Source organism: Hominenteromicrobium sp. (assembly GCF_046974225.1).
Classification (GTDB): domain Bacteria; phylum Bacillota; class Clostridia; order Oscillospirales; family Acutalibacteraceae; genus Hominenteromicrobium; species Hominenteromicrobium mulieris.
The window spans coordinates 90,135-104,215 of the sequence record NZ_JBKWAE010000004.1 but is presented as its reverse complement, the minus strand read 5'-3'; the positions used below and the strand labels follow the sequence as shown (position 1 = coordinate 104,215).

General features: G+C 53.9%; 11 protein-coding genes. All 11 read right to left on the bottom strand.

All coding sequences use genetic code 11. The features are described from left to right. Position 1: 1 nt before the first annotated feature. The 11 genes from rdgB to ACLTX1_RS04580 all read right to left on the bottom strand — a co-directional run bounded on the left by rdgB (position 2) and on the right by ACLTX1_RS04580 (position 13,866). Positions 2-592 carry an RdgB/HAM1 family non-canonical purine NTP pyrophosphatase gene (rdgB, locus tag ACLTX1_RS04630; protein ID WP_316688390.1) on the bottom strand — a complete coding sequence of 197 codons (591 nt, stop codon included), beginning with the start codon at positions 590-592 and terminating at the stop codon, positions 2-4. Positions 593-595: 3 nt separating this feature from the next. Then, on the bottom strand, positions 596-1,435 hold the full coding sequence (locus ACLTX1_RS04625) for a metallophosphoesterase family protein (protein WP_412330531.1): 840 nt from the start codon (positions 1,433-1,435) through the stop codon (positions 596-598). Next, positions 1,432-2,352, bottom strand: a complete 921-nt coding sequence (gene ftsY, locus ACLTX1_RS04620; RefSeq protein ID WP_308448407.1) for a signal recognition particle-docking protein FtsY — start codon at positions 2,350-2,352, stop codon at positions 1,432-1,434. Before ftsY ends, ACLTX1_RS04625 begins: the two co-directional genes overlap by 4 nt. 21 nt (positions 2,353-2,373) lie before the next feature. Continuing rightward, entirely contained in the window at positions 2,374-5,946 is a 3,573-nt protein-coding gene (smc, locus tag ACLTX1_RS04615; protein WP_308448408.1) for a chromosome segregation protein SMC, read from the bottom strand. A gap of 12 nt (positions 5,947-5,958) precedes the next feature. Further along, positions 5,959-6,921, bottom strand: a complete 963-nt coding sequence (locus ACLTX1_RS04610; protein ID WP_412263867.1) for an elongator complex protein 3 — start codon at positions 6,919-6,921, stop codon at positions 5,959-5,961. A 22-nt stretch (positions 6,922-6,943) separates the two neighbouring features. Then, complete coding sequence (rnc, locus tag ACLTX1_RS04605) at positions 6,944-7,630, bottom strand: ribonuclease III (protein ID WP_308448409.1); 687 nt, start codon at positions 7,628-7,630, stop codon at positions 6,944-6,946. 21 nt (positions 7,631-7,651) lie between these two features. After that, on the bottom strand, positions 7,652-8,665 hold the full coding sequence (gene plsX / locus ACLTX1_RS04600; RefSeq protein WP_176820216.1) for a phosphate acyltransferase PlsX: 1,014 nt from the start codon (positions 8,663-8,665) through the stop codon (positions 7,652-7,654). Positions 8,666-8,910: 245 nt separating this feature from the next. After that, entirely contained in the window at positions 8,911-10,251 is a 1,341-nt protein-coding gene (locus tag ACLTX1_RS04595; protein ID WP_308448411.1) for an FAD-dependent oxidoreductase, read from the bottom strand. 100 nt (positions 10,252-10,351) lie between these two features. Further along, positions 10,352-11,965 (bottom strand): extracellular solute-binding protein, encoded by a 1,614-nt coding sequence (locus tag ACLTX1_RS04590; protein ID WP_343284420.1) that lies wholly within the window; start codon positions 11,963-11,965, stop codon positions 10,352-10,354. Between the two features lie 70 nt (positions 11,966-12,035). Then, positions 12,036-12,929 carry a carbohydrate ABC transporter permease gene (locus ACLTX1_RS04585; protein WP_308448413.1) on the bottom strand — a complete coding sequence of 298 codons (894 nt, stop codon included), beginning with the start codon at positions 12,927-12,929 and terminating at the stop codon, positions 12,036-12,038. A 4-nt stretch (positions 12,930-12,933) separates the two neighbouring features. Further along, positions 12,934-13,866: an ABC transporter permease gene (locus tag ACLTX1_RS04580; RefSeq protein ID WP_308448414.1), complete on the bottom strand. Its 933-nt coding sequence runs from the start codon at positions 13,864-13,866 to the stop codon at positions 12,934-12,936. Between the last annotated feature and the right edge of the window lie 215 nt (positions 13,867-14,081).

Sequence of the window (14,081 nt, the reverse complement as noted above, 5' to 3'; positions counted from 1 at the left end):
TTTATCCCTCTTTGTCTTTCAAGTAGTTTTCAAGTTTTTCTGCGAAAATACGCAAGGATTTCCCTCGGTGGCTCACGGCATCCTTTTCTTCTGCTGTCGCTTCGCCGAACGTCTTGCCCGCGCAGCCTTCTTCGGTGCAGATGAAAATGGGGTCATAACCGAAACCGCTTTCGCCGCGGCATTCCTCTGCGATGCGCCCGTAGCAGTAGCCCTCAGCTTCAAGTACGTCGCCGTTCGGGAATACACAGCAGATGGCACTTGTAAAGTGTGCGCCGCGCTTTTCTTCCGGCACGCCCTTGAGCTTTTCAAGTACCGTTGCCTTACGCTTGCCCGGCTCGGCATACCGTGCGGAATACACGCCCGGCTCGCCGTTTAAATAATCGATCGATAAGCCGGAATCGTCCGCGACGCACGGCAGGCCCGTTTCGTCACACGCGGATTTCGCCTTGATATACGCGTTTTCACGGAACGTGGTGCCGGTCTCTTCCGCCTCGGTCAGCTCGGCCGTCTGCACGGTGATGCCAAGCGGCGCCAAAATGCGGCCGAATTCCTCTATTTTATGCGCATTATGCGTTGCAATGATCATGTTCATGCGTTATCCCTCCAAAATTCCGAAATCGCGTGCGGCTTGCTGCCAATGCTCTAAAAGTACGGGGCCGCCCGCTGCAAGCTCTTCTGCGCGCTGCACGCAGAAAAGCGAATAATTTTTGCCGGTGTAAAGCTGTTTTAAAATCGCATACCCCCACACGCCCGCGCGGGTCAGCAGTCCGCTTTCGCGGATTTCCCGCGCTGCGGCGTCAATGTCATACGGCACTTCGAGCAGCGTTTCGTTCCATGTGTTTCCGTCGGAATCGAGCAGCGCCATTTTCGCCGTGACGGTTTGCGTACACTGCACGCCGACCGCACCGGGGTTCACGTACAGCTTGCCCATTGTGTGCGCGCTGCACGGCTGATGCGTGTGACCGCTTAAAAGCACGCGCTCGTCGATTTTTAAAAGCCAGCTTTCTATTTTATAGGAGAACGGGCGCAGCGTGTCGCGCGTTTTTTCCGGTGAGCCGTGGCAAATGCGTATGGGACACTTGCCGTTTGGATCAATTGTCTGCATAAACGGCAATACGGAGATGAACTCGAGATCCTCCGCCGTTAGCCCCTCGTAGGTGTATAGAAGGGAGCCTGTTGTAGTGCCGTTTGCCCAATCGCTGCCGAAGTTGTGGTGGTTCAGCACATATTCTTCGCGGTTGCCGCGCACGAACCAGCAGGGCATTTCCTGCTTTGCGCGGTATATTAGCTTCATAGTCTCGTGCGGGTTTGCACAGTCCGAAATATAATCGCCGAGGAAAATGTACCCATCCGCTTTTTGCTTTTCCGCTTCCTTCAGGCAAGCTTTCAGCGCATGGTGGTTGCTGTGTACATCGGAAAAAACGGCGAGCCTCATGCTTCCGGTCTCCGCTCGAACAGCGCGCGGGCGAAATCCTCCGCGTCAAACGGCTGCAGATCGTCCACCTGCTCGCCGACGCCGATGAACTTCACCGGCAAACCGAGATCCCGGTGGATTGCCAACACAACGCCGCCCTTTGCGGTGCCGTCGAGCTTTGTGAGCACGATACCCGTGAGTCCTGCGGCTTCTTTGAATTCACGCGCCTGATTGACGGCGTTCTGCCCCGTTGTGGCATCGAGCACAAGCAAAACTTCTTTGCTGCAGCCCGGCAGACCCTTATCGATGATGCGCGAAATTTTGGAAAGCTCGTCCATCAGGTTTTTCTTATTGTGCAGGCGTCCGGCCGTATCACAGATGACCACATCGGCGTGACGTGCCTTCGCCGCGGAGATTGTATCGTACACGACGGCGGCGGGGTCTGCGCCCTCTGCATGCTTGATGATCGGCACGTCTGCGCGCTCTGCCCAGACTTCAAGCTGCTCAATGGCCGCCGCGCGGAACGTATCCGCCGCGCCCAAAATTACCGATTTGCCCTCTTTTTTAAGGCGGGAAGCCAGCTTGCCGATGGTCGTCGTTTTGCCGACGCCGTTCACGCCGATGACAAGGATGACGGATGGCTGCGTATCGAGATGCAACTCGTTGTCGCCGCTGACCATCTCCGTGACGACCTCCTGCAAAAGCGTCATAATCTCGTTCGGGTCTGTGATGCCGCGCTCTTTCACGCGTGCGCGGAGCGTATCGCAGATTTCGGTCGCGGTGTTCATGCCGACGTCCGCCATGACAAGCAGCTCTTCAAGCTCCTCAAACAGCTCCTCATCGATCTTTGTGAACGCGTGGAGCATGCTGCTAATCTGCCCGGTGATGCTGTCTCTTGTTTTTTTTAGTCCCGCTTTGATCTTATCAAAAAAGCCCATTCAGGCACCTCTTTTCCGAATTTATGTTGTTATACCCAGTTTTTCCTGCGCTTCGTGTGCGTGCAGTGCCAAGAGTTTCGAAATGCCCTGGTCCTGCATCGTCACGCCGTAGAGCATATCAGCTTCTTCCATCGTGCCGCGGCGGTGCGTGATGACGATGAACTGTGTCTTTTGGTTCATGCGGCGCAGGTAATTTGCAAAGCGCACGACATTTACGTCATCCAGTGCAGCTTCGATCTCGTCGAGCATACAGAACGACGGTGGATTTACGCGCATGATTGCAAAGTAAAGCGAAATTGCCACAAGCGCCTTTTCGCCGCCGGAAAGCAGCTCGATGTGCGAGACGATCTTGCCCGGCGGGTGCACGCGGATATCGATGCCGGAATGCAGTACATCGCCGCTGTCCGTAAAGCAAAGCTCTGCCGATCCGCCGCCGAATAACTCCTGAAAAATCCGGCTGAAATTCTGATTGATGACGGAAAAGCGCTCTGCAAACTGCGTCTGCATCTGCTTTGTCAAGTTGTCGATGAGCTTTAACAGCTCGGCGCGGGAGCGCTGCACGTCGTCCGTTTGCATTTTGAGGAAATTGTAGCGCTCCGAAACCTCTTTGTATTCCACAACAGCCGCCACGTTGACGGAGCCGAGCGCTTTGATGCTGTTTTTAAGTTCGGACAACCGCCTTTGCGCCGTGGGCACATCTTCAATCGTGATGTTCATTTCCTCGGCTTCGCGGCGGGTGAGCTCGTATTCTTCCCACAGCTTTTTGAGGATAGCGTCGTATTCACCGCTCTGGTTTTCACGGCGTTCGCGCAGACGGGCAAGTTCAAGGCCAATCGTCTCGCGGCGCGAGGAAGCTTCGCGTTCCTTTTGGCGCAACTCGCTCGTCTGTTGCTCGAGTACCGTGCGCTTTGCGGCGATGGCGCTGACCGATTGCCGTTTTTCCTTTGCGGTCTCACGCAGATTAGCAGATTCAATTTTTCGGTTTTCAATATCCGCTTCGCGCGCTTTGATCTTCTCGAAGCTTTCCGCAAGTTCTTGATTTAAACTTTCTATACGTGCAGCGCGTTCGGACTGCTGTGCTTTCAGCGTTTGCACAGCATTTTCAAGCGATTCTTTGTCTTTTTCGATGGCGAGCCCCGCAAAACGGATTTCCTGCAAATGCTGCAAGGTCTCATCACAACGATGCATTGCGTCCTCGCGGTCGCCGACCATGGATTCCATTTTGCTTCTGGCTGCCTGAATTTTGTCTTCTGTTTCTTCTGTTTTCTGCTGGGCGCTGTCTGCGGTCTGCACAAAACCGCTCAGACGCCTTGCGGCACTTTCTTTTTCGTCGCGCAGAGAAGCAAGGTTCGCGGTTTCCGTCTCCACGTCGCGTGCGGCACGGGCCGCTTCCGCTTTGAAGCGGATCTCATCTTCCCTGTGCTGCGCCAGCACGGCCTTGGCGTTTTCAAGCTCCGCCATGGCCTGCAGCACTTCCTGCTGTGTAGCCTTGTGGCGCTCCAGTGTTTCATTTGCAGCCTGCGCCAGCATTTGTGCGTCTGCGCGAATGCGTGCAATCTCCGCCGAGCGGCTCAAAAGGCCGGAGTTGCGCGCCGCGGAACCGCCGGTGAACGAACCGCCCGCATTGACAATCTGCCCGTCCAAGCTGACGACACGGTAGCGGAACCGAATACGCCGTGCAATCTCCGCCGCGCGGTCAAGGTCTTCTGCAACAATAGTGCGGCCGAGCAGAGAATCGCGGATGCCGGCGTACTGCTCATCACAGTGGCAGAGTGTTGAAGCCACGCCCACAAAGCCGGGCATATTCTGCACATCGCGCGCATCGATAACCGTACCGCGCACCGTGGTCAGCGGCAGGAATGTCGCACGGCCGGAATCGCGCTGTTTCAATAAGCGAATAGCCGCTTTCGCCGCATCTTCGGAATCAACGACGACGTTCTGCATGGCGGCGCCGAGCGCGGTCTCCAGTGCCACGGCGTATTCGCGCGGGACTTTTAAAAGCCGTGTAACAGGTCCATGGATACCACGCAGATTGCCGCGCGTGCTCTCGCGCATGACAGTTTTAACGCTCTGCGTGAAGCCTTCAAGATTGCGTTCAAGGTCTTCCAACAGTCCAGCGCGGCGCTCTTTTTCTTTGGCGTCGAGCATCTGGCGGTCGGCTTCGGCTTTCACAGCTTCGGCGCGTTTTCTGCGCTGTTGCACACGCATTTCATGCCCCTGCACAGTGTTTTCAGCGTTTTGAATGTACTCCGCCGTATCGTGCAGCATGGCGTCAAGCTCCTCGCACTCCGTGTGAAGCGCTGCGAGGCGTTCTTCGCTTTCGGTGATCGCAGCATCCACTGTTTCGGCGCGGGCGCGAATCTCCTGCATGGAGGATTCCGCCGAGGACTGCTGCACGCGCATTTCGGAAAGTGCGGCGTTCAGTGACACAAGTTCAGCCGAAACGGCGTCGATCTCACGCGTGGTGCTGTCCGTGCCGGCACGCAGCTCCTCGAGTTGTGCGGTAAAGGCAACGAAATCGGCATGGTTCTGCGCAGCTTCCGCTTCCTTTGCTTTTACCGCCTGTTCTTTTTCTTGAATATCCGCTTCAAGCGTTTGTCCGGTCAGCGCGGCGCTTTCAATCTCGCCATTTAATCTGCGGATGGTCTGCTGTTCGTGCAGAATATCATTTTCAAGCACCGAAACTTCTCCCTCTTTACGGGTGGCGAGTTCATCGGCTTCGGAAGCCTTCAAACGTGCTTCTTCCATCTGTGCGGTGCAGCCGTTCGTTTCCGTGAAATTCTGCTCGATTTGCGCGGAAAGCACATTGAGCTCACTTTCGGCTTCCTCGTAGCTGTTCTGCGTGGAGGCAATCTTTTCCTCCACCTCGCGCACGATCTTGCCGGAGCGCTCCAGCGTTTCAAGCCACAAACCGATCTCCAGTTCCTTTTTCTCGCTGTCGAGTGCAATAAACTTTTCGGCTTTCTCCGCCTGCTCGCGTAAAGGGCCCACGCGTTCTTCGAGTTCGTTTAAAATATCGTGCAGGCGAATGAGGTTTTCTTCGGCTTTTTCCAAGCGGCGTTCGGCTTCCTCTTTGCGGTAGCGAAAGCGCGAAATGCCGGCGGCTTCTTCAAAAATCTCGCGGCGGTCTTCGCTTTTTGCGGAGACGATGCTATCGATCTTGCCCTGCCCGATGATGGAATAGCCGTCGCGGCCGAGGCCGGTATCCATGAACAGCTCATGCACGTCGCGCAGACGTACGAGCGTTTTGTTAATGCGGTATTCACTTTCGCCGGAGCGGTAAAAACGACGCGTAACGGAAACGGTGTCGCCGTCGTAATTCAACTCGCGGTCGGTGTTATCCATGGTGACGGTCACTTCGCAAAAGCCCTGCGCTTTGCGCTGCGGCGTGCCGCTGAAAATGATGTCCTCCATTTTGGAGCAGCGCAGTGCGCGGGTAGACTGCTCGCCGAGTACCCAACGCATGGCATCGCTGATGTTGCTCTTGCCGCTGCCGTTTGGACCGACGACCGCCGTGATGCCGTTTTCAAATTTTAAAGTCGTTTTATCGGGAAAGGTTTTGAAGCCCTGCAGCTCCAGAGATTTTAAAAGCATCTGTTTACCTGCCTATCGTAGCCTGTATGTGCCGCCGGAAAGCGAAGCATCCGGGCGGATGTGCACGGTGTAGCCGTGCTTAGAGAAATGCTGCAAATTTTCTTTTTTCTGTCCGAGCGCAACGGAAAGCATGCGCGGGTCAACATCGATCGTAACTTCCGAATCGTTTCGGGCTTGAAGCGCTTTAAGGACGTTTTCTCGGAAGATCGCGCTGCGGCACAGCTCCATAAAAGCGGGGTGAAACGGTCCCGCGACACGGTTTTCCAGTTCTTCGCTGGCGTGCAGCCCCACACGGATGAGCTTTACGCCGCGCTGCTCAATCATCGGGATGAGCTTTGCACAGAGTGAAACGGCATCCTCTAAGGTCTGCGGTGTGTATTTTCCTGCGCGGTACAAATCGCACAGTGGTGTGTTTTCTAAGACGATCGTAGGGTAAATGCGCATGGTGTTCGGCTTTAGAGCCAACAGCCTTTCGACAGTCTTCATCGCCTTTGCGTCACTGTCGCCGGGCAGCCCGGTCATCATCTGCAAGCCGAGCTCAAAGCCGTATGCGCGAATTAACCGCGCAGTGTTTTCCACATCCTTTGCGGTATGCCCCCGACGATTGAGCAGCAACACTTCGCCATCCATCGACTGCGCACCGAGCTCGATTGCCGTTACGCCGTATTGCTTTAATACGGTCAGACGTTCATCATCAATGGCATCCGGCCGCGTAGAGCAGCGGATACCGGCAAAGCCGTATGTTTCGCATGCTGCGTGCGCTATTTTTAAAAGCGCCAAACGGTAATCGGGGTCGATTGCCGTGAAGCTGCCGCCGAAAAATGCGATCTCGGCGTTCTGCACGCGCTCCCCCATTTGCTTTGCTGCGCTTTGCAGCAGCGCCGCCACTTCTTCAGGCTGCGGCTGATGATTTTCACCTGTAATGCGGTTCTGATTACAGAAGCTGCATTGCTGCGGGCAGCCGTTGTGCGGAATAAAAATTGAGATATTCGCGTGCTTAATAGCCCATCAGCTCCAGTGCTTCGCGTGCCGCCTGCTGTTCGGCTTCCTTCTTGCTGCGTCCGCCGCCCTTGCCGATGACATTGCTGTTGAGGTGCACCTCTACGGTGAAGTGCTTGTCATGGTCGGGGCCATGTTCGCCGGTGAGGACGTATTCGAGCCGTTCACCGGGGTTCTGCTGAATGATCTCCTGCAGCATCGTCTTGTGGTCTTTAAACGGGCGTTCGCCTGCAGACTGCGCCGCCGGTTCAATGTAGTGCAGTACAAAGCGCTTGGCCTCCTCCAAGCTGCCGGAGTCGAGATAGATCGCCGCCGTAATGGATTCGAACACGTCCGCTAAGATGCTTGGGCGTTCTCTGCCGCCGCTGTGCTGCTCGCCGTGGCTGAGACGCAGCAGCTCGCCTGCGCCGAAGCTGCGTGTAAAACCGCAGAGCGATTTTTCGCATACAAGCGCCGCACGCTTCTTTGTCAGCTTGCCTTCGGGAATATCCGGGAACGCTTTGCACAGGTATTCCGCCGTGACAAACCCCAAAATGGAATCGCCGAGGAATTCCAGTCGCTCATAGCTCTGGTCGCCGCCGCGGCTCTCGTTTGCGTAGGAGGAGTGCGTCAGCGCTGTGATGAGCAGATTGCGGTTCTTAAATCTATATCCGATCTTTTTTTCAAATTCATCCAATGATCTCATAGTTATACCTTTGCTGTCTTGTTATTCGTTCGTGTTTTCCGTTTTCTCGTTTTGTAGGGCTGCGGTGATCTCACTTATAATGCCGGACTCGGCGTACTTCACCGTAAGCGCAATGGCGTTTTTCAGCGTAGAAGCCTTGGCGCTGCCATGTACCTTAAAGACCGGCTTCGAGCACCCGAGGATCGGCGCACCGCCGTATTCGTTATAATCAAGCTCTTTTTTCATGGCTTTCATGTCGTTTAAAACCATTGCCGCCGCAAGCTTATTTTTCAGGCTCTTTTTGAAAACGGCCTTGAATTTATTCATCAGCGCCATGGCAACGCCTTCATACATCTTAAGAAGGATATTGCCCGTAAAACCGTCGCACACCACAACATCTGCCGCATCAAACGGAATGTCTCTGGCTTCAATGTTGCCGATGAAATGGACGTCTTTGTTTTCGCTCAGCAGTGCAAACGCCGCGTGCTGCAGTTCGCCGCCCTTGTGCGGCTCCGTGCCGACATTTGCAAGGCCGATGCGCGGCTTTTGAACACCCATGACCTTCTGCATATACACAGAGCCCATCATGCCGAACTGCTCCAACATTTCGGGGCGGCATTCGTTGTTTGCGCCGCCGTCTGCCAGCATGAAAAAGCCCTCGGATTTCGGCATGAGCGGTGCAAATGCCACGCGCTTGACGCCTTTGATGCGCTTGACGAGCAATGTGGCGCCAACGACGAGTGCGCCGCTGTTGCCGGCGGACGCAAACGCATCGCCCTTGCCCTCTGCCAAAGCGCGCAGGCCAACCGCCATTGAGCTTTGCTTTTTGGCGCGCGTGATCGCTGTGGGCTCATCCTCCATCGTGATGACATCCGGGCAGTCGATGATCTCAAAATCGGAAACGTTAACATTCAGCTTTTCCGCCGCTGCTCTGATCTTCTTTTCGTCGCCGGTTAAAACGATCTGCACATGGAGCTCATCTGCCGCCAGACGGCAGCCTTTTATAATTTCGTCCGGGGCGTTGTCGCCGCCGAATGCGTCGATTATGATCCGCATGTTTTTCCCTCACTTTAATATTCAGCTTCCGGCAAAAGCCGGTTTTGTTCGGGCATTTCGGTTTATCAAACACGGATTTTCCGCCGATAAACCGCTTTAGACTATAATTCACTCTATTATAGCAAAAAAACAACGCAATTTCAATACCGCGCTCCCCATAAGTTGCACAAAACAAAAAACGTGTGCCAGGCTTTCCCGGTACACGTCTTTTGCTGATTTGGAGGAAAAATTTTGAGTTTTGATTTTTAGAATTTATCCGGCAGGCGGATCTCGCGGCGCACGGCTGTGCCGTCGATCTCGTTAAACCGCACGGCTTCGTTCTTTACGGCCATTGCGGCGGCGATGCCCGCGGCCTCACCCATGGAGCGGCAGGTGGGTTGGATGCGTGCGGCGGACTGCGCACGGAAATCCATACCCGCGCAGCGCCCGGCTGTAAGCACGTTATCGAGCGTTTTCGGGATCATCACCCGGAACGGGACTTCCCAATACTGTTCATCGACCGGTACGTCATGCTGATATTTGAGTCCCAGCGAAACATCGTCCACGCCGTGCACATCGATAGGATAATGGCTCGCAGCAATGCCGTCCGGGAATTTTCTGTACGTCAGCACATCTTCAATCGTCAGCATGTATTCTGCTTCGATGCGGCGGGATTCACGAAAGCCGACGAGCTGCGCGATGCTTGTGATATACGCATTCTCAAAGCCCGGAATATAGTCGCGTAGGAATTTGCGCAGGCGCATAATGGCTTTTTTGCCCTCAAGCTGCTTTTGCGTCATAAATTCCGCATCCACAACGTTTTCTTTCGTCGTCAGCTCCGGGCAGTTGAAGTTCATGCCGTCCGGGCGGCCGGGAATACCGAATGCCTGAAAATAGCACGCGTCCTGCTCGGTCAGCACGCCGTTTTCATACGCCTTGCGGATAATGTCTTTCATACCGGGCGTGTTCATAGCAAAGTATTTATATTGGTCGTTGCCGAGGCTGCGCATGTACGCGTGGAAACGTTCAAAGTCAATACCCGCCATGTCAAAGCGCAGGGAGACCGGCTGATTCACGCGGTTGTGGTTGCCGGACTGATACGACGCACCGACGAGCTTGATGAGGTCAGCGTCACCGGTGCAGTCAATGAAGCACTTCGCTTTGTATGCCGCAAGGCCGTTCTTATTGTTGACAATCACGTGTGTTATTGTGCGATCTTCGAGCACGGCATCCACGAGCGTGGTGTAATACAGAATATCGCAGTTACTGTCTGCCGCCATGTCTTCTAACGTGATTTGCACCATAACGGGGTCAAAAGAGTTGGCGTCTTCCTCTGTCCCGCCGACGGTGCGCAGGCGCTCTACAAGCTCTGCACTCAGCGGGCAGTGGCCATCATAATTTTTGATGTGCAGTAACATCAGCGGCAGCACAAGACCGGTGGTAGCTGAGCCGCCGAGCGCGCCAAACTGCTCGATGATGAGCGTACGGCTGCCGCGGCGAGCTGCAGCGATGCCCGCAAAAGCGCCTGCCGTGCCGCCGCCGAGCACGACGGTGTCAAAGGTATCGATGACCGGTATTTTCTTTTCGGGAATATGCAGTGTGTTCATATACATTCCTTTCTTTATGGAGAGGATCCCGCCCTCCGCCGTGCGGGCAGAAGGCGGGATCGCTTTCTTCATATCACATTTTTAAGGAGAGGCTGTAAAATTATTCGGAGTAGGACTTATTTGCGTCGTAGAATTCCTGCATAGCAGCTTCGACTTCAAGGCCACCGTTTGCGTCCCAGTCGGCCTGCATCGCTGCAATGGCGGTATCCGGGTCGGTGCCCTCAACGATCGCTTTCAGGAAGGAATCGCCGAATGCCTGATTCAGCGCCGTGACATACTCCTGAACCTTCGGGGAGGTCTTGCCGTAAAGCTCGATGGAGATGAGCGGCTCGTACTCGTCTACGCGAGCGTTCATCGCTTCATAAGCTTCTGCCATTTCCGGAGTCTTTCTCGCTCTGGCCTGCCACATTTTGAAAGAAACGGTCGGGTTGTTGATGCCGGAGAGCTTATCGGAATTCGTATACGCATTGAAGTTCGTTGCATCGTCGCCGGTGAAGATTGGGGTGTAGTTGCCGTCAATCACTTCGTAGGAAACGCCTTCTTCGCCGATGTAGGTTCTGCGATAGTTATCCGGTTCGGAGAGGATGTTGAGCCAGTTGATGGCATGCTCGGGGTTCTTGGAGCTCTGCGAGATGCAGGAAACGAAGTTTGCGCCCTTCATGATGTAGTGTGTGGGCTTGGAATTCGCATCTGCCGCAAGGTCCGTCACGAACTCAATCTTGCAATCCGGGTTATTCGTTGCCAGTGCGTTGACCATAGCCGGAATGTCCCAGAACATCAGCGGTGCGCAGGCAACAGCGTTGGCGCTTGCAAATTTTTCTTTGGCGTTATCTGCTGTGTTGATCGGCATATCGTTATCCATGAGACCTTCTTTATAGAGCTTCTGCATGTACTCAAGATACGCGGTGATCTGCGGGTGCTTGATTCTGTGTGTGTAGGTGCCGTCGATGTCGTACCATTCCGCCTCGCCCATGCCGAAGCCGGAGAGCAGGACCTGAATGAATGTGCTGGACTTGTTGGAGGTCAGCGGTGCGAAGCCGTACTTCTCTTTTGCAGCCTCAAGGAACGCGGTGAAGTCATCGATGTTCGTCGGCAACTCCATGCCGAGCTCTTCCAGCATATCGCTGCGCACGCCGATGCCGCCGGTGAGCATACCGTACGGCTCTTCCTTGGAAGCCAGCATGTTTTCATGCGGAATACCGTTTACAACGCCCTGATCGTTCGTAACGGACTGCCATGCAAGCTCACTGATGGCATTCGTGATGTTGGATCCGTACTTGTCCAGCATGCCGGAAAGGTCGATCAATGCGTTCTGCTTAGAGAGCTGTGCGTACTGGCTTGGAGAAACTCTGAGCAGGATGTCGTAGTCTGCGCCGCTGGAGATCTCAAGCAGAAGCTTCTGGTCGGCGTTATCCGCCGGCAGAGCATACCACTTGGTCTTGTAGCCCGTGAGTTCTTCGTCGATTTTCCATGTCGGCTGCTCCTCATAGTTATAAGCCTGATACATGCTGAGGATCTTCAGCTCCGGCTTTTCGCCTGTGAGGATCGGGTCGTCCTCGGTGGCTTCGGATTCGCTGGAAACCGTGCTGCTTTCGGTGCTGCTGTCCGAGGAAGCGGTGCTTGAAGACGATGAGGATGTGGTCGTGCCGCCGCTGCAAGCTGCGAGAGAGAGAATCATAGCAGCTGCGAGCAGTGCGCTCAATACTTTCTTCATGTTGTAACTCCTTTGCTGAATGAATTTTATTCATGCAATAGTCCCCTATTGCTTGATAACGGATTTAATGTTAGCCCTTAACGGAACCGATTGTGATGCCCTTTACGAAATACTTCTGTAAGAACGGGTATACGCAGAGAATCGGAATGGTGGAAACGACGATGGTCGCGGCGCGGATATTCTCGCCGGAAACGTTCATCGCCTGGTTCACGTCGCCGAAGTTGCCGGAGGAATCCTGCAAGCTTGTTGCCTGCGTGACAAGGTCGAACATGTACTGCTGCAGAGGCTTTAAGTTTGCGTCCGTGATGTACATAACGCCGGCAAAATAGTTGCTCCAGTAAGCAACGGCGTAGTACAGCGTAACGGTGGCAAGCACCGGTGTGGACATGGGCAGTACCACACTGAAGAAAATGCGCATATTCGATGCACCGTCAATGCGGGCGGCCTCTTCAATGACTTCCGGCAGCGTTTCAAAATAGTTTTTGATGAGGAACAGATTAAACGATGAGAACATGCCGGAGAAAATGAGTGCGAAAATGGTGTTCGTCAGGTGCAGCGTGCGGAACAAGATGTAGTTTGGCACCATGCCTGCGCTGAACAGCATAATAAAAACGAAAATGTACAGGAAGAACTTGCGGCCGATAAGATGCGGCTTCGAGAGTGGGTAGGCCGCCATAACGGTAAGCAGCATTGCGCCGATGGTGCCGGTAATCGTGACCGTCACGGTGACAAGGAACGATGTGCCGAACTCCGGCGTGGTTAAGACGTACTTTATGGTACCGGTCTGGAGCCCAAGCGGCCAAAAGAGCACCTTGCCCGCAATGACGTTGCCTTCGCTGCTGAATGCTTTTGCCGCAAGGTTTAAGATTGGCATCAGCATGATAAGACCGACAAGGATCATAGCGATGAGGTTGACAACATCAAACACAGAGATTTTGTTTTTCTTTTTAGTTGTTTTTGCCATGGCGTTACCAAATCCCCTTTCCTGTTGCTTTTCTGGCAATAAAGTTTGAAGAGTGAACGAGGATCATGGAAATCACGGAGTTGAAGAGGCCCACGGCGGTGCCGGTGCTGAACTCTAACTTGCCGAGACCCATACGGTAAACGTATGTGCCGATAATGTCCGCCACATCGTATACGGTCGGGTTGTAGAACACGAAGATCTGATCAAAGCCGGCGTTCATGATGTTGCCGACGCGGATGATGAGCATCAAAACGATGGTCGGCAGCAGGCTCGGCAGCGTAATGTACCAGATCTTCTGTATGCGCGTCGCGCCGTCCACGTCCGCCGCTTCAAAACACTCCTGATCAAGGCCTGCAATGGCAGCGAAGTAAATGATGGAGCTCCAGCCGATCTCCTTCCACGCGTCCGCAATGACGAGGATGCCGCGGAACTTACCGCTATCCATCAGAAAGCTGACCGGCTCGAACCCAAGTGATGTGATAACAGAGTTGATGACGCCTGTAGAACCGAGGAACGAAACGAAAATGCCGTAGATGACGACCCAGGAAAGGAAGTGCGGCAAATAAACGATGAGCTGCAAGCCCTTTTGGAATTTCGTGCTGCGCACTTCGTTTAAGAACACGGCGAAGATAATCGGCAGCGGGAACGTGAAGATAATCTTATACAGGCTGATGATGAGTGTATTCGCAAAAGCCTGCTGGAACTCAGACTTTTTGAACACCTGCTCAAAATACTTGAAGCCGGCCCACGGGCTTTCCAAAATGGAACGGAACGGATCACCCGGTACCTGAAACATGTTGTAGTCTTTGAATGCGATGAGAATGCCAACCATCGGCAGCAGATGAAAGATGAAAACGTAAATGAGCGCCGGAAGCAGCAGCAGATATAGATCGAAGTTTTGCTGCAAATACTTGCGTGCCCCACCCTTCCTTTTCATTTTTGCGTATCCGTCCTTTCCTCCCCGAAGGCCCCAAATTCTTTTCCTTCGGTTGATGAACCCATTTTACAGCAAAATGCAGCAAAAAGGAATGAATTTTCTTCCTGTTTTTTGTCATTATTTACCGCGTGTTTATTTCTGTTTCGTGCAAAATCGCACAGGAAAAAGGAGTCCCTTTCGATACATTTGGAACGGAATATTTTGAATTATATCAA